This window comes from Mumia sp. zg.B17 (assembly GCF_019550915.1).
In the GTDB taxonomy this organism is placed as follows: domain Bacteria; phylum Actinomycetota; class Actinomycetes; order Propionibacteriales; family Nocardioidaceae; genus Mumia.
On record NZ_JAHWCI010000005.1, the window covers coordinates 162,575 to 177,294 of the forward strand.

The 14,720-nt window shown below is 71.3% G+C and carries 12 protein-coding genes; 3 read left to right on the forward strand and 9 right to left on the reverse strand.

Annotation, left to right across the window (positions count from 1 at the left end; all coding sequences use genetic code 11):
- Nucleotides 1-3 precede the first annotated feature (3 nt).
- Nucleotides 4-1,341, reverse strand: a complete 1,338-nt coding sequence (locus tag KV097_RS06420; RefSeq protein WP_220365404.1) for a flavin reductase — start codon at nucleotides 1,339-1,341, stop codon at nucleotides 4-6.
- Nucleotides 1,342-1,497: 156 nt separating this feature from the next.
- Here KV097_RS06420 and KV097_RS06425 point away from each other — a divergent pair, with 156 nt between their 5' ends.
- Nucleotides 1,498-2,205, forward strand: coding sequence for a GntR family transcriptional regulator (locus tag KV097_RS06425; protein ID WP_220341245.1), 708 nt, complete (start codon nucleotides 1,498-1,500; stop codon nucleotides 2,203-2,205).
- Nucleotides 2,206-2,270: 65 nt separating this feature from the next.
- On the opposite strand, the gene KV097_RS06430 is transcribed toward KV097_RS06425, so the two are convergent.
- Nucleotides 2,271-3,953 carry a nitrilase-related carbon-nitrogen hydrolase gene (locus tag KV097_RS06430; RefSeq protein ID WP_220365405.1) on the reverse strand — a complete coding sequence of 561 codons (1,683 nt, stop codon included), beginning with the start codon at nucleotides 3,951-3,953 and terminating at the stop codon, nucleotides 2,271-2,273.
- A gap of 74 nt (nucleotides 3,954-4,027) precedes the next feature.
- On the opposite strand from KV097_RS06430, the gene KV097_RS06435 reads away from it, so the two are divergent.
- Nucleotides 4,028-5,443 (forward strand): MFS transporter, encoded by a 1,416-nt coding sequence (locus KV097_RS06435; RefSeq protein ID WP_220365406.1) that lies wholly within the window; start codon nucleotides 4,028-4,030, stop codon nucleotides 5,441-5,443.
- A gap of 62 nt (nucleotides 5,444-5,505) precedes the next feature.
- Here KV097_RS06435 and KV097_RS06440 read toward each other — a convergent pair whose 3' ends face one another.
- From KV097_RS06440 to KV097_RS06450, 3 genes are read right to left on the reverse strand one after another with little or no spacing between them, the layout of a single operon-like run.
- Nucleotides 5,506-6,084 carry a hypothetical protein gene (locus KV097_RS06440; protein WP_220346903.1) on the reverse strand — a complete coding sequence of 193 codons (579 nt, stop codon included), beginning with the start codon at nucleotides 6,082-6,084 and terminating at the stop codon, nucleotides 5,506-5,508.
- Nucleotides 6,081-6,743 carry an isochorismatase family protein gene (locus KV097_RS06445; RefSeq protein ID WP_220365407.1) on the reverse strand — a complete coding sequence of 221 codons (663 nt, stop codon included), beginning with the start codon at nucleotides 6,741-6,743 and terminating at the stop codon, nucleotides 6,081-6,083. Before KV097_RS06445 ends, KV097_RS06440 begins: the two co-directional genes overlap by 4 nt.
- Nucleotides 6,743-7,951 (reverse strand): CaiB/BaiF CoA-transferase family protein, encoded by a 1,209-nt coding sequence (locus KV097_RS06450; RefSeq protein ID WP_220365408.1) that lies wholly within the window; start codon nucleotides 7,949-7,951, stop codon nucleotides 6,743-6,745. Before KV097_RS06450 ends, KV097_RS06445 begins: the two co-directional genes overlap by 1 nt.
- 55 nt (nucleotides 7,952-8,006) lie before the next feature.
- Between KV097_RS06450 and KV097_RS06455 the strand changes: the two genes are divergently transcribed.
- Nucleotides 8,007-8,930 carry a hydroxymethylglutaryl-CoA lyase gene (locus tag KV097_RS06455; protein WP_220365409.1) on the forward strand — a complete coding sequence of 308 codons (924 nt, stop codon included), beginning with the start codon at nucleotides 8,007-8,009 and terminating at the stop codon, nucleotides 8,928-8,930.
- Between the two features lie 80 nt (nucleotides 8,931-9,010).
- Here the strand turns inward: KV097_RS06455 and ffh are convergent, their stop codons facing one another.
- From ffh to KV097_RS06475, 4 genes are all read right to left on the reverse strand, one after another.
- Nucleotides 9,011-10,579 carry a signal recognition particle protein gene (ffh, locus tag KV097_RS06460; RefSeq protein WP_220346899.1) on the reverse strand — a complete coding sequence of 523 codons (1,569 nt, stop codon included), beginning with the start codon at nucleotides 10,577-10,579 and terminating at the stop codon, nucleotides 9,011-9,013.
- A 127-nt stretch (nucleotides 10,580-10,706) separates the two neighbouring features.
- A complete protein-coding gene (locus tag KV097_RS06465) occupies nucleotides 10,707-13,022 on the reverse strand; it encodes a [protein-PII] uridylyltransferase (RefSeq protein ID WP_220365619.1) in 2,316 nt (771 codons plus the stop codon).
- Nucleotides 12,956-13,294 (reverse strand): P-II family nitrogen regulator, encoded by a 339-nt coding sequence (locus KV097_RS06470; protein ID WP_220341237.1) that lies wholly within the window; start codon nucleotides 13,292-13,294, stop codon nucleotides 12,956-12,958. Before KV097_RS06470 ends, KV097_RS06465 begins: the two co-directional genes overlap by 67 nt.
- Nucleotides 13,291-14,670: an ammonium transporter gene (locus KV097_RS06475; RefSeq protein WP_220341236.1), complete on the reverse strand. Its 1,380-nt coding sequence runs from the start codon at nucleotides 14,668-14,670 to the stop codon at nucleotides 13,291-13,293. The genes KV097_RS06470 and KV097_RS06475 overlap by 4 nt, the downstream gene beginning before the upstream one ends.
- Between the last annotated feature and the right edge of the window lie 50 nt (nucleotides 14,671-14,720).

Consider the following 14,720-nt stretch of genomic DNA (forward strand, 5'->3'; position numbering starts at 1 on the left):
CTCCTAGAGAGTGGGGAGGGGGGTCGGTTCGGGAGAGGTGCTCGCGGTGGAGCCGTTCGGAAGAGAACCGTTCGGAGCGACGGCAGGAACCGCGGTGCGACCGCGGACACGGCGTGCGAGACGATCCAGCGCCACGGCGTCGGCCGGCGTGGTGACGTCGAGCGTGCCGAGCAGACGGATGAGGTCCTCGGTGGCGACTGCGCCGTCGAGACCGCCCAGCGTCGTGTCGAAGTGGTGGACGCCGGACTTCAAGGCGGTCAGCACGTTCACCAGGCCGAGCCGGTCGTTGTCTCGCAGCCGCAGCCGTAGCGGGACGGGCCGCGCGAGGCCGACGGCGTCCTGGAGGAGGGCGCGGACCTGGAGCGGGGTCGCGGCACCCTCGGTGTCGTCGAGGCAGATCTCGGTCGCGCCGGCGCTGGCGAGCAGGTCGATCGCGGCGAGCGGGTGGTCGCCCCCCGGCTCCGCGAAGACGTCTTCGAGGATCACCACCCGGCCGTGGACGTCGGGCATGGCTTCGAGCTCTCGCAGCAGCACCGCGGCGTCCTCGACCGAGCGCAGGTCGCGACAGTCGGCACGGATCTCGAGGACGGGGATCCCCCGCTCGACCGCCTGACGAGCCTGGACGAGCGACTCGACGAGCGCACTGTGCTCCTGGGGAGCCCGGGCACCGGCCTCCGGCTGACGGCCCGTCCACGGCAGAGCCTCGAGCGGCGCGTCCGCGGTGAGATCGGCGACGCGCACGCGGATGCCGGACCTGCCGACGTGGTGCGCAGTCTGGCGGACGGTGTCACCACTCTCGCCGCGGCTGATCAACGACGAGACGAGTCCGCTGTCCGCGAGCGTCGCGACGTCGGGGAGCACGTCGGCGAACTGCCCCCATCCTCGCGAGTGGAACAGCAACGGCGCCGTACGGCGGGCCGCGTGCCCTGCGAGCACCTCGCCGACGAAGATCGTGTGATCGCCGCCCGGATAGGCATGGACGATGCGGCAGTCCAGCCAGCCGAGCGCGGAGTCCAGCAGCGGGACCCCGGTCGCCGCGGTGGACCACGTCTCACCGTCGAAGCGGTCGCCCACGTCACCCGCCATGCCGGCGAACCGACGCGCCACCTCGCCCTGGTCCTTCGCGAGCACGCTGATGCCGAACACGCCGCTCGAGGTGAGGAGACCGTGGGTGTAGAGCCGACGGTCAAGACAGATGGAGACGAGCGGCGGGTCGAGGCTGACGCTCGAGAACGAGCTCGCCGTCATGCCGTGGCGCACACCGTCGACGACGGTCGTGACGACGGTGACACCGCTCGGCCACTGGGCCAGCACGTCGCGGAACGTCGACGACTCCACCACCGAACCACCTCCTCAGGTGGTAGAGAATATACAATATCAACTTGCGCCTGCGCCATCTTTACAACACGACAGTTCGGCTGCTCGCCAGTCGGCGTGAGATGCGCAAGAATCTATGATGTAGGGACAGCGCCGTACCCGGATCCGAGGAGCACCCGCATGGCACGACGAAGCCGGTCCGACCGGGCCACCCGCCCGATCGCCCACGTGTCGCTCGTCGACCGTGTGACGAGCGAGCTGAGGGCATCGATCCTCACGGGGGAGATCCAGCCCGGGTCGTCGGTGTCGATCGTCGAGCTCTGCGAGCTGTACGACGTGAGCCACATCCCCGTCCGCGAGGCACTGCGCCGCCTCGAGAGCGAGGGCATCGTCAGCCTGCGTCCCGGACGGTCCGCCCTCGTGGCAGCGCTGAGCCCGGAGGACCTGGCAGACATCTACCGCCTCCGCCGCCTGATCGAGGGCGACCTCGCGGTCAAGGCGGCCCGCAGCATGACCGAGGAACGCCTCGCCGACGCCGAGCAGGCCCTCGAGGAGTACGCCGCGATCGAGCGCGAGCCCGCGACTCTCGCGGCCGCCCACCACGCCTTCCACGAGACGCTCCTGCTCGATGTGATGGGCAACGTCGACAGGAACGTCCTCGAGCTCCTCTGGCACTCGGCCGACCGCTACCTGCACCTGCTCATGAAGGACCTCGACCACGCTCCCGAGACCAAGGAGCAGCGCATCGACGAGCACCGCGAGCTCCTCGAGCTCGCGCGAGACGGCAAGGCTGCCGCCTTCAAGAAGTCGTGGATCGCCCATCTCGACGCCAGTGAGCGGTCGCTGATGGCCGCTCTCGGCAGCCGCGACGTGGCCGACAGCGCCTGATCGACCCCGCCTGATCTGCCGCGCCCGATCTGGCGCCGGCGTCCTCGCTCAGGCTGACGCGCCGCTCACGCGGAGGCCTCAGCCAGGTCGTGCGGGCGGACGAGCGCGTCGGCCAGGGCCCACGGGCGACCGTCGACGACGTCGGTGCCGCGAGAGACGAAGCGGTTGACCGCTTGCTCGGGTCTCAACGTCGCGGTCGTCACCGAGCCGGCCGAGAAGACAGGCTCGGACCTGCTGATGACGCCGTCGAACTGCCATCCGCCGCTCCACAGGGTGAAGTCGGCCGACAGCGGGACGAGCATGCCCGCACCGTGCGTGCCCGGTCGGGAGGCGACAGCGAGATTGAGCCGGTTCTCAGCGGCCCGCTCGAGCAGCAGGAGATCAAGGTCGTGCGCGGCAGCCGTGGTGAACGGGACCGCGACCACGTCGGCATCCTGCAGTGCCGCGAGTCGGAAGGTCTCGGGATAGAGGGCGTCGTCGCCCACCACCACGGCCAGTCGGCCCCAGGGGAGGTCGATCACGTCGAGACCCTCGCTGAGCCTTGTCGCCCAGGCGGCGTGCCGCGCGCAGGTGTGCAGCTGCGGTTGCGAGTGCACCACGCCACCGGCACCCACCACCAGGCCGACGTGCCGGTCGTCGTCGACGACCGAGGTGACGGCCAGCGTCGTCGTACCGGCAAGGGCGTCTCGGAGCGCCTCCGTGGTGAGCTGCGGAGACGCACCGGGAGTGGCCACACCGTGCGCCCACCCGGCGAGCTCGGGGAGGACCACCAGCTCGGCGCCGCCGGAGGCCGCCTCGCGGACGAGGGCGAGGACGTCGTCGCCCTCGCGCGGGGCCAGCACGGCGGCCTCGAGCGTCGCCCTCCCGGCGGGCGCGCGACGACCTCGCGGCGCCTCGACGATCGCGCCGTACAGCTCCGGCCGACGTGAGGCGAGGAGGTCGGTGCCGTCGGGCCGTCGCTTGTCGTCAGCCTCGGCGACGTCGATGTCGGCGATCACGACCGCCTCACCGGTCCGGGGCCCGCGAGCGACGACGGTCCCGTCGGGGGCCACGATCTGGCTCTCCCCCGCCCCGTGGAGCAGCTCGGTCGGCACGCCCACCGCGGTCGCGACCGCGTCGATGCTGTGCCCGGGCACCAGCGGACCGACCTTGTTGGCCGCGACCACCCACACCCGGTTCTCGACGGCGCGCACCGGGACGTGCAACGACGCCTCGTCGAGCGCGAAGGAGTTGAGACTGTTGAGCAGGATCTGCGCCCCGCCGACGGCGAGCATGCGCGGCGTCTCGTTGATGACGCCGTCCATGCAGGAGTAGAGGCCGATCCTGCCGAGCGGTGTCTCGACGACCGGCGACGCCTCGGTGGCCGGGTCGAGGTGGTCACGCTCGCTCCCCATGAGGACCTGTTTGTCGCTGGTGGCGAGGACCGAACCGTCGGGCCCGAGGAGGACGTTGCTGCCGGTCGTCCGGCCGTCCTCCTGGGCGAGCGTGCAGTTGACGAGGAGATAGAGCTCGTGCTCGGCAGCGGTCGCGGCGAGAGTCCCGACGAAGGGGCCGTCCAGCGTCTGCGCCATCCGGCGCGCGTGGTCACGGTCGGCGTACCAGGAGACGTGATTGCCGAACTCCGGGAGCACGACGATCTGCGCGCCCTGGCCGGCGGCGGCCTCGACGAGGCGGACGGCACCGGCGAGATTGGCCTGGGTGTCCTCGGTCACGGCCAGCTGGATCGCGGCGACGCGTACGACTGTCATGCGTAAACCATATATCCTTCTACGATCGTCCCCTAGACTTTCACGAACCTGAATGCCGACGAGAGGACCCGGACGTGAGCGAGCCGAAAGAGCCGCCGGCGCTCGAGCAGGACGCGGTGCCTCCCCCGGCCGGCGCGAAGACCACTGTCCCGCTCGACGTGTTCGTGGGACGCCCCCCGGTCGACGTCGACCTGGCCCGTCCCGCTCCCTTCGGGTGGTGGCCGGCCATCGTGATCGCCCTCGTGGCGTTCATCGACCGCGTGGAGGTCAACCTCATCGCCGGCGCCCTGCCCGCCATCCAGGAGGAGTTCGGGTTCAGCGACACCATGGCCGGCGCCATCCCGACCGCAGCCGCCCTGGCCGGCGTCGTGCTCCTCCTCCCTGCCGGTCGGCTCGCGGACAAGGGTCGCCGGACGAGCATCGTCGCTCTCGTCGTGCTCGTCTGGGCGGTCTGCTCCGTGCTGAGCGGCCTCGCGACGACGTTCGCGCTGTTCTTCATGACGCGCATCATGCTCGGTGCCGCGGGTCAGCTCTACAACCCCCCGTCGTCCAGTCTCCTCGCCGACTTCTACCCGGGGACCTCCCGCGGGAAGGCATTCGGCCTGGAGCGGGCCGGCTACTACATGGGCCTCCCCATCGGCGTCGCCGTCGGTGGCGCGATCTCCGAGGCGCTCGACTGGCGGTCCGTGTTCTTCCTGGTCGCGGTCCCCGGGGTCCTCGTCGCGGCGCTCGTCCTCACGGTCCGCGAGCCGATCCGCGGGATCGGCGACCGCATCGACCGCCTCCGCGCCGCGACGGTGGCGGGCGCGGCTGCCGATCCCGACGGTGAGGCGTCGCCGCCGAGCCTCACGACCTCGATGTTCAGGGAGGCGCGCGCGGTCCTCGCCATCGCGTCGCTGCGGGGGATCACCATCAGCCTCGCGTTCCTCTACCTCGGTCTGGGAGGCCTCTTCTACTGGCTCCCGACGCTGCTCGAGCGCACCGAGGGACTGGCGAACGACTCCGCGGCGGCCATCACCGGAGGGATCGGCGGCGTCGGCATCGTGGTCGGCATCGTCCTCGGCAGCCGGATCGGCGACCGGCACCACGGCACGCGGTCGGGGTGGCGCATCCGCGTGAGCATGTGGTTCCTGCTCGTCGGCGCCGTGTCGATCACCGGCGTCGTCCTGCTCCCGGGCCTCGGGCTTCGGATCGCTCTCGTCGCGGTGGCGTGCGTGGGCTTCTCGGGAGCCATCCCGAACCTGACAGCCGCCTCCGCCGACGTCGTACCCGCCGAACGACGAGGCCTCGGTTTCGCCGTCGTGCAGTTCCTGCTCAGCCTCGGTGGCGCAGGCGGGCCGCTGCTCATCGGCGCCGTCTCCGACGCCACCGGATCGATCAACACCGCGTTCCTGGCGTTGGTGCCGCCGCTGTTCACCAGCGTCCTGATCCTGCGGTGGGCCGCTCGGACGTACGACAAGGACGCGGCACGAGCGCTGTCAGGACGCTGACACGACAGACGAGCCCCCCACCCGATGTCGGGTGGGGGGCTCGCGCTCGTTTCGGGACGTCGTCAGGCCCAGTGGCGGACGACCGCCGTGCCTTCACCCGAGGGAGCGGCTTCTCCGGCCGCGAGGTGCGCCCACCGTCCCAGCGCGGGCCAGTAGACATCGGCGTCCGTCGGGAAAGCGCCGAGGTCGGCGCCGTCACGCAGCTCCACCGATCCGGACAGCGCTCCTCCGCCAGGGCGTACGACGCCCGGCGCGAGGTCGGTGACGGCGATCGTTCCGGGCTCAGGGGCGACGCCCTCGACCCAGCCGCCGGCCGCCCCGCTGAACCAGACGAGCGCACGCGTCTCGTCCTCGACGCCCGTCTCGGAGCGGGTCGCACGCGGCTCCACGACGAGGATCTGCCCCGGACGGCACGTGCTGCCCGACATCGACAGCGCTCCCTCGAGCACCAGCATCTCCTCGCCGGCGGGCTGGTTGCCGGTCATGGCCCGTTGCCACCGTGCGGGGAAACGGACGAGGACGGTGCGGGAGGTGGCGTCGGCGGACTGGTGCAGCAGCACCATCTCCGCCTTCTGGTCGGCACCGGCAGGGGCGAAGCTCGCCCATTCCAGCGCATCGTCGAAGAGATCCTGCTCGATCACGGTACGGCTCCTTCTGAGGTGCGGGACAAGGATGGGGCGAGAAAGTGAGCGACCACGTCGCTCACCGCGACCACGTCCGCATACTTCGCGTCGAGGTCGAAGAGGTTGTGCTCGTGCACGTCCACGTCGCGGTCCCCACAGGCGTCGGCAGCGACGATCGGGCGGAAGCCGTGCTGGAGGGCGTCGACCGCCGTGGCGCGCACGCAGCCGCTGGTCGAGAACCCGACCACCACGACCGTGTCGACGCCCCACGCCGTCAGGGTGGAGGCCAGCGAGGTGCCGAAGAAGGCGGACGCGTACTGCTTGGACACGACGACCTCTCCCCGCAGCGGAGCCGGCTCGTCGGGGAACGCCGCCCACGGCGAGCCCGCCTCGAAGGCGGCGAGCGCCGGCACCTTGCGCCGGAACAGGCCGCCGTCGGCGCCGCCGGCCATCAGCCGTACCTCGGTGAAGACCACGGGGACACCGCCGGTCCGGGCCGCGTGGACGACCTGCGCTGCGGCCTCACGAGCCCGCTCGAAGCGGCCACCGCGATCGCTGAGCGGTGACTCCGGGTCGAGATAGGCGGTCACGACGTCGACCACGACCACAGCCGGACGCTCACCGAAGCCCAGGCGGCCGAGGAAGCCCGCCGCCGCGTAGTCGTCGCCGCGCTCCATCAGATGACGCCGGCCTCGGCAAGCGCCGCCCGCTCGTCGTCGGAGAGACCGAGCAGCGTGCCGTACACCTCGTCGTTGTGCTCGCCGAGCGACGGGCCCGTCCAACGGATGCTTCCGGGAGTGCCCGAGAGGCGCGGGACGACGTTGGGCATCGCGAGCGTGCCGAAGGTCGGGTCCGGGACACGGACCACGGCTTCACGCGCCGCGTAGTGCGGGTCCTTGAGCATGTCGGCGGCACGGAAGATGCGCCCTGCGGGGACACCGGCCTCGTGCAGCAGCACCAGCAGGGCGTCGGCGTCGTACTTCGCCGTCCAGTCGGCGATCCGGCTGTCGAGCTCCTCCTGGTGGGCCCCGCGCGCCCCGTGGCTCGCGTAGGACGGAAGCTCGGCGAGCTCCGGCTCCCCCATCGCCGCAGCCAGGCGTCGGAAGACGGTGTCCTGGTTGGCGGCGATGAGGATGGTGTGGCCGTCCGCGGTCGGATAGACGTTGCTGGGAGCGACGTTGGGCAGGATCGGACCGGTCCGCTCACGCTGGTAGCCGGCGACGTCCCACTCGGTCACCAGGCTCTCGGTCATCGCGAGCACGGCCTCGTAGATCGCGCTGTCGACGACTTGTCCCTCACCCGTCCGCTCCCGGTGCAGCAGCGCGGCGAGCGTCCCCACGGTCGCATGGGTCGCGGCGAGCGAGTCGCCGATCGAGAGCCCGGTCCGCGACGGCGGTCGGTCAGGCTCACCGGTGATGTAGCGAAGCCCACCCATCGCCTCACCGATGGACCCGTACCCGGCACGGCCGGCGTACGGGCCCGTCTGGCCGTAGCCGCTGACCCGGACGAGGACGATGCCGGGATTGCGCTCCTTGAGCCGGTCGTAGCCGAGGTTCCACCGCTCGAGCGTGCCGGGCCGGAAGTTCTCGAGGACGACGTCGGCGTGCTCGACGAGGCGCAGGAAGAGCTCTTGGCCCTCGGGTCGGCGGAGGTCGAGGGTGACCGAGCGCTTGTTGCGTGCCACGACCGGCCACCACAGCGAGTGGCCGTGCGGCTTCTCGCGGCCCCACTGGCGCATCGGATCACCGACACCCGGCGCCTCCACCTTGACCACGTCGGCGCCGAGGTCACCCATCAGCTGTCCGGCGAAGGGACCCGCGAGCAGCTGGCCCGCTTCTACGACACGCACCCCGGCGAGAGCGCCGGGCGTCTGCTCCATTGACATGGACAAGATCGTATATCAGATAGACTCCGACGCCCAGGGATCCCAGGAGGACGCGATGACAGCGAGCACCATGCCCCAGGCGGTCGAGATCGTCGAGGTCTCTCCCCGCGACGGTCTGCAGAACGAGGCCACGATCCTTCCCACGTCGGTGAAGGCCGAGCTGGTGCGCCGCAGCCTCGACGCCGGGGTGCGACGGATCGAGGTCACCGCCTTCGCCCGGCCCGACCGCGTCCCCCAGATGGCCGACGCCGAGGACCTCATGGCGGCGGTGCGCGACGACCCGCGACTGAGCGCGATCGGGCTGGTCCTGAACCGTCGTGGGCTGGACCGCGCCATCGCGGCGGGCTGCGACGAGGTCACCGTCGTCGTTGTCTCCTCCGAAGGCCTCGCCGTGCGCAACCAAGGCGTCGGGACGTACGACCAGGTGGCCGCGTGGCATGCCATCGCACCGGTCGCACGCGCCGCAGGACTACGGACGTCGGTGATCCTCGCCGCAGCGTTCGGCTGTCCCTTCGACGGCGAGGTCCCCACCAGCCGCGTGCGCGACGTTGCCGCCGCGGTCCTGGACGAGGCGCCGGACGAGCTGGCGGTCGCCGACACGATCGGCGTCGGGGTGCCGACCCAGGTGACCGAGCTCGTCTCCACGCTCGGCGACCTCGCGCCCGACGTGCCGCTCCGGGCGCACTTCCACAACACCCGCAACACCGGCTACGCCAACGCGCTGGCCGCGGTGCAGGCCGGGGTCTCGGTCCTCGACGCCTCGGCCGGCGGGATCGGCGGATGCCCCTTCGCTCCGGGCGCGACCGGCAACGTGGCGACCGAGGACCTGCTCTATCTGCTCCACCGCTCCGGCTTCACCACCGGTGTCGACCCGACCCAGGTCGCCGAGACCGGCGCGTGGATCTCCGAGCAGCTCGGGCTCCCCCAGGCTCCTGCGCAGCTCGGCCGGGCCGGCTGGTTTCCCTCGCGGGGGCAGTGACCTGTGGCCGTACGGCTCAGGCGCCGTACGGCTCAGGCGGCCGTGGACCTCCGGGCGGCGCGGACCCGACGGGCCGCACCTCAGAAGAGGTCGCGGATCTCCTTGGGGATCTCCACGTCGCCGTCGGGCTGCGGGGTGCCACCGAAGCCGAACGCCGAGGCGCCGTCGGCCTTGGGCTTGGCCGCCTCGGCCTGCGCCGCGGCAGCGCGCTTCGCCGGGTTGCCGGAGACGCGCTTGCCCTTGCCCTTGCCCTTCTTGGCCTGCTGACGGGCACCCGCACGCTTGCCACCCATGCCGGGCATCCCGGGCATCCCCGGCATGCCGGGCATCCCCGGCATCCCGCCGCCCTTGGCCATCTGCTGCATCATCTTGCGGGCCTCGAAGAAGCGGTCGACGAGCTGGTTCACGTCGCTGACCTGGGTCCCGGAGCCACGTGAGATGCGCGAGCGGCGGGAGCCGTCGATGATCTTGGGGTTGTGGCGCTCCGCCGGCGTCATCGACTGGATGATCGCCTGGATCCGGTCGATCTCGCGCTCGTCGAAGTTGGCAAGCTGGTCCTTGAACTGGCCGGCGCCGGGCAGCATCCCGAGGATCTTGCTGAGCGACCCCATCTTGCGGACGGCCTGCATCTGCTGGAGGAAGTCGTCCAGCGTGAAGTCGCCGCTCTTGCCGGCGAGCTTTTCGGCGGCCTTCTGCGCTTGCTCGACATCGAAGGCCTTCTCAGCCTGCTCGATCAGCGTCATCATGTCGCCGAGATCGAGGATGCGCGAGGCCATCCGGTCGGGGTGGAACACGTCGAAGTCGGTGAGCTTCTCGCCGTTGGAGGCGAACATCACCGGGCGGCCGGTCATCTGCGCGATGGAGAGCGCCGCACCGCCGCGCGCGTCGCCGTCCAGCTTGGACAGCACGACGCCGGTGAAGTCGACTCCCTGGAGGAACGCCTCGGCGGTCCGCACGGCGTCCTGGCCGATCATCGCGTCGACGACGAAGAGCACCTCGTCGGGATCGGTGGCGTCACGGATCTCCGACGCCTGCTTCATCAGCTCCTCGTCGATGCCGAGGCGACCGGCGGTGTCGATGACGACCACGTCGTGCAGGGACTTGCGCGCCTCCGCGAGAGCGTCCTTGGCCACCTGGACGGGGTCGCCGACACCGTTGCCGGGCTGCGGGGCGTACACGTCGACCCCGGCCCGCTCGCCCACCACCTGCAGCTGCGTCACCGCGTTGGGGCGCTGGAGGTCGGCCGCCACCAGCATCGGCGAGTGACCCTGGCCCTTGAGGTAGAGGCCGAGCTTGCCCGCGAGCGTCGTCTTGCCGGCGCCCTGGAGGCCGGCCAGCATGATCACGGTCGGCGGGTTCTTGGCCAGCCTGAGCCGACGGGTCTCACCACCGAGGATGCCGACGAGCTCCTCGTTGACGATCTTGATGACCTGCTGGGCAGGGTTCAGCGCCTGGCTGACCTCAGCACCACGGGCGCGTTCCTTGACCCGGGCGACGAACTCCTTGACCACGGGCAGCGCGACGTCCGCCTCGAGCAGAGCCACCCGGATCTCTCGGGCGGTGGCATCGATGTCGGCCTCGGACAGCTTTCCCTTGCCGCGGAGGTTGCGGAAGGTGGTCTGCAGGCGGTTCTGGAGTGTGTCGAACAAGACAGCCGTTCCTCACAGGTGTCGTGACAGCCGCGACGTGCGGCGTGCGCGGGTTCCAGCCTAACGGCTGCCCCGAAGCGACCCTCCGCCCGTACGCCCGTCGCGTCGTCGAGGGCGGATGCGCCCGTCAGAGCGGAAGCCCTCGCAGCCGTTCGACCAGCGCGTCCGCCTGCTCCGTGCTCAGCGTGGCGCCCGCGCCGTCGACGACGTAGAAGACGTCTCGAGCCTGCGGCCCGAAGGTCGAGAGGTGGGCCGAGCGGATGCCGTAGCCCTCCTGGGTGATGGTCCGCGCGACGGCCCACACGAGGCCGCGCTGATCCTGAGCGCGCACCTCGACCACCGCCGAGGTCGACGAGTCGTGGTGGAGCATCACCTGAAGAGGCTCCGTCGGCCCCTCCCCCGACGGAGCGAGACGGTCGTCCAGCGACAGCTGACCCTCCAGCACCTGCCGGATCCGGCGGACGAGACGTGCCTCGTCCACGTCTCGACCGGCCACCTCCCAGATGCTGGTCGTCGTCCCGTCGCGCTCGACCAGCCGCGCCGACCGGATCTGCTGACCGGCGACGCTGAGGGCGCCGGCGAGATCGGCGAGCAACCCGTGACGGTCGGGTGCGGTGACCTGGACCAGCGATCCCTCGTGGTGCCCGGCGACGTCGACCAGGAACGGCGCGTCCCCCAGCACCCTCGACGGGACCGCGAGTCCCGCCGGCCAGCCCTCGTACGAGGGGTCGTCCAGCGCCGCGGCGTCGCCGAGCACGACCCGCACCTTCGCCGCGAGCCCTCGGATCAGCCCGGACCGCCACGCGGACCAGGCCTGCGGGCTCGTCGCGCGGGCGTCGGACTCGGTGAGCGCGAGGAGGAGGTCGAGACGGTCGGCGTCGCCGACGAGCGCGGCGACGTTCGCGGCCGTGTCGGGGTCCTCGATGTCACGACGCGTCGCGATGGTGGGCAGGAGGAGGTGCCGCCGGACGAGGTCCTCGATCGTGTCGGCGTCGGCCTCCCCGAAGCCCCACCTCGTCGCCACCGCACGCGCGATCGGTGCTCCCACCTCACTGTGGTCGCCCTCGCGTCCCTTGCCCACGTCGTGGAGCAGGGCCGCCACCGCCAGGAGGTCCGGGCGTGCGACCGTGCGCATGAGGCCGGAGGCGACGACGGCCGTCTCGACGGAGTGCCGGTCGATGGTGAACCGGTGCACCGGGGACGACGAGCCACGCAGCCGCAGGGGCGCCCACTCCGGCAGCCAGCGGTCGACCAGACCCGCGAGGTCGATCTCGTCCCACACGGTGACCAGTCCGCGTCCGGCGGTCAGCCCCTCGACCAGCAGACGACGCGCCTCAGGGGGCCACGGTTCGGGCGGCACCGCGCCCCGGGCGAGCCGTGCCGCGGAGGCCGCAGCCAGCGGGAGGCCTCGCCGAGCGGACTCCGCCACGGCGTGCAGCGCCACGAGCGCGTCCTCGTCGGGATCGGGCGACCCCGTCAGCACGACCTCGTCGCCGACGACCGCCACCCCGGGCGCGACCGGGTCCAGGCGAGGACCTGGGGCGCTGCGGGAGCGCGGACGCTCCCCGAGCAGGGCATCGACGCGTCGCCACGTGCGGTTCGCCAGGTGAGCGGTGCGGCGGCCGAGGTCGCGCACGTGGAGGTCCAGCTGGTCGGGCGCGTAGCCCATCACGGACGCGACCTCCGGCACGAGGTCGGGTGTCAACCGGTCGGTGGGACGGGCCGCGACCTCGTGCAGGACGTCACGGACGTCCAGCAACGCCGCGCGGAGCGCCTCGAGCTCACGGTGCGGCACGTCGACCAGCCAGCTGGCGACCAGGGCACGCATGACCGTCCCGTCGCGCAGGCCACCCCCTGACTCCTTGAGGTCCATCACCGCCGACTGCGCGAGCCAGCCGAGCCGCTCGACGCGTTCGTGGGTGGCGCGCCCCAGCTCGGGGAGGCGACGACGGGCCGTACGGCGCCACGCGGTGAGGATCTCCGACCGCAGCGCGACCACCGCGGCGGCGTCACCCGCCACCGCACGCGCGTCGAGCATCCCGAGCGCGGCGCGGTAGTCCTCGTCGGCGGTCTGCAGCATCTGGCCGGCGCTGCGGACCGCGTGGTCCAGCGTGACGCCCCCGTCCCACAGCGGGTACCAGATCTTTTCGGCGACCTGCGCGACGAGCGCAGACGAAGCGCCGTCGCGATGGACGAGGACCACGTCGACGTCGCTGAAGGGCGACATCTCGGCACGTCCGAAGCCGCCGACCGCGACCAGCGCGAGGCCGTGCCGCTCGCCCTCAGGCAGGTCTGAGGCGGCCTCGGTGAAGCACTCACGCAAGCGCCGGTCCAGGGCGTCCGCCCTGGACCGGCGCCGTGCGCTGAGCTCCTCGGTCAGAGCGCCGCCTCGTCCGTCTCTCCGGTACGGACCCGGACGACGGACTCGACCGGGACGACCCAGACCTTGCCGTCACCGATCTTGCCAGTCGCGGCCGACTTCACGACCACGTCGACGACGTCCTTGACGTCCTCGTCCTCGGTCACGATCTCGACCCGGATCTTGGGGACGAGCGAGACGTCGTACTCGGCGCCACGGTAGACCTCGGTGTGACCCTTCTGACGGCCGTAGCCGCTGGCCTCCGTCACGGTCATGCCGGTGATGCCGAAGGTCTCGAGGGCCTCGCGGACCTCTTCCCACTTGTGCGGCTTGATCACCGCGGTCACGAGCTTCATGCCTTGGCTCCTTCGGGGGTGGTGGTCAGCGTAGCCGCCGTGACGGGACGGGCGACGCCCGACGCGGGTGCGAGGTCGTACCCCGACTCGCCGTGCTCGGCCAGGTCGATGCCCTCCACCTCGTCCTCCTCGGCGACGCGCCAGCCCATGACCGCCTTGATGGCCAGGCCGATGAGCAGCGTGAAGACACCCGACCAGAGGATGGCGAAGGCAGCGATCGCGGCCTGGACGACGAAGAGCTTGATGCCGTCTCCGTAGAGCAGCCCGCCCTCGACCGCGAGGAACCCGATGCCGAGGGTGCCGACGAGGCCGCCGACCAGGTGGACGCCCACCACGTCGAGCGAGTCGTCGTAGCCGAACCGGAACTTCAGGCCGACCGCGAGGGCGCAGAGGCCACCCGCGACGATGCCGAGGGCGATCGCGCCGATCGGGCTCAGCGCGCCACACGCCGGGGTGATGGCGACGAGGCCGGCGACGATGCCCGAAGCGGCACCGAGCGAGGTGGCCTTGCCGTCACGGATCTTCTCCACGACGAGCCAGCCGATGATGGCCGCCGCAGCGGCGACGGAGGTGTTGACCCACACGAGACCGGTCTCACCGGAGAACGCGGTGGCGTAGGCGATGGTGTTCTCGACGAAGCCCTCCGCACCGGCGCTGATCGGCTCGTCGGGCACCGACACGTACGAGCCCACGTTGAAGCCGAACCAGCCGAACCACAGGAGGCCGGCACCCAGCATCGTCAGCGGGAGGTTGCCCGGGCGGGTCGGCTCCTTGCCGAAGCCCCTCCGCTTGCCGATCAGCAGCACCAGGACGAGCGCCGCCATACCGGCGTTGATGTGGACGACCGTACCGCCGGCGTAGTCGATGGGGGCGATCGTCGCGGCGCCGTCGGTGGTGCCGAAGATGGCCGCGGCCAGGCCGTCGGCGCTTCCGGAGAGGAAGCCGCCACCCCAGACCATGTGCGCGAGCGGGAAGTAGGCGAGCGTGACCCACAGCGGCAGGAACAGCAGCCACGAGGAGAACTTCACGCGCTCGGCCAGCGCACCGCTGATCAGGGCCGCCGTGATGATGGCGAACGTCGCCTGGAAGGCGACGGTCAGGTAGTCGGTGCCCGAGACGTCGCGCAGCCCGAACAGGGTGAACGGGTTGTCGAAGAAGCCACCGATGCTGTCCTCGCCGCCGGAGGCGTAGGACATCGAGTAGCCCCACAACACGTAGACGACCATGACGACGCCCATGGCGCTGAAGGACATCATCATCATGTTGAGGATGGACTTGGTCCGCGTCATCCCGCCGTAGAAGAGCGCCAGGGCCGGCGTCATCAGGAGCACGAGCGACGCGGAGGTCAGGATCCAGGCTGCGTGGCCGGTGTCCATGGAACCTCCAGGGGATTAGGTATCTGAGACGTGACCGGCGCTCGAACGGC

What these genes read in the sequence shown, in the direction of transcription:
- KV097_RS06425 (WP_220341245.1), top strand. Translation starts at nt 1,498, where the DNA reads ATGGCACGACGAAGCCGGTCCGACCGGGCCACCCGCCCGATCGCCCAC.
- KV097_RS06445 (WP_220365407.1), bottom strand. Translation starts at nt 6,743, where the DNA reads ATGGAGCGCGGCGACGACTACGCGGCGGCGGGCTTCCTCGGCCGCCTG.
- KV097_RS06450 (WP_220365408.1), bottom strand. Translation starts at nt 7,951, where the DNA reads ATGTCAATGGAGCAGACGCCCGGCGCTCTCGCCGGGGTGCGTGTCGTA.
- KV097_RS06455 (WP_220365409.1), top strand. Translation starts at nt 8,007, where the DNA reads ATGACAGCGAGCACCATGCCCCAGGCGGTCGAGATCGTCGAGGTCTCT.
- KV097_RS06470 (WP_220341237.1), bottom strand. Translation starts at nt 13,294, where the DNA reads ATGAAGCTCGTGACCGCGGTGATCAAGCCGCACAAGTGGGAAGAGGTC.
- KV097_RS06475 (WP_220341236.1), bottom strand. Translation starts at nt 14,670, where the DNA reads ATGGACACCGGCCACGCAGCCTGGATCCTGACCTCCGCGTCGCTCGTG.
- KV097_RS06430 (WP_220365405.1), bottom strand. Translation starts at nt 3,953, where the DNA reads ATGACAGTCGTACGCGTCGCCGCGATCCAGCTGGCCGTGACCGAGGAC.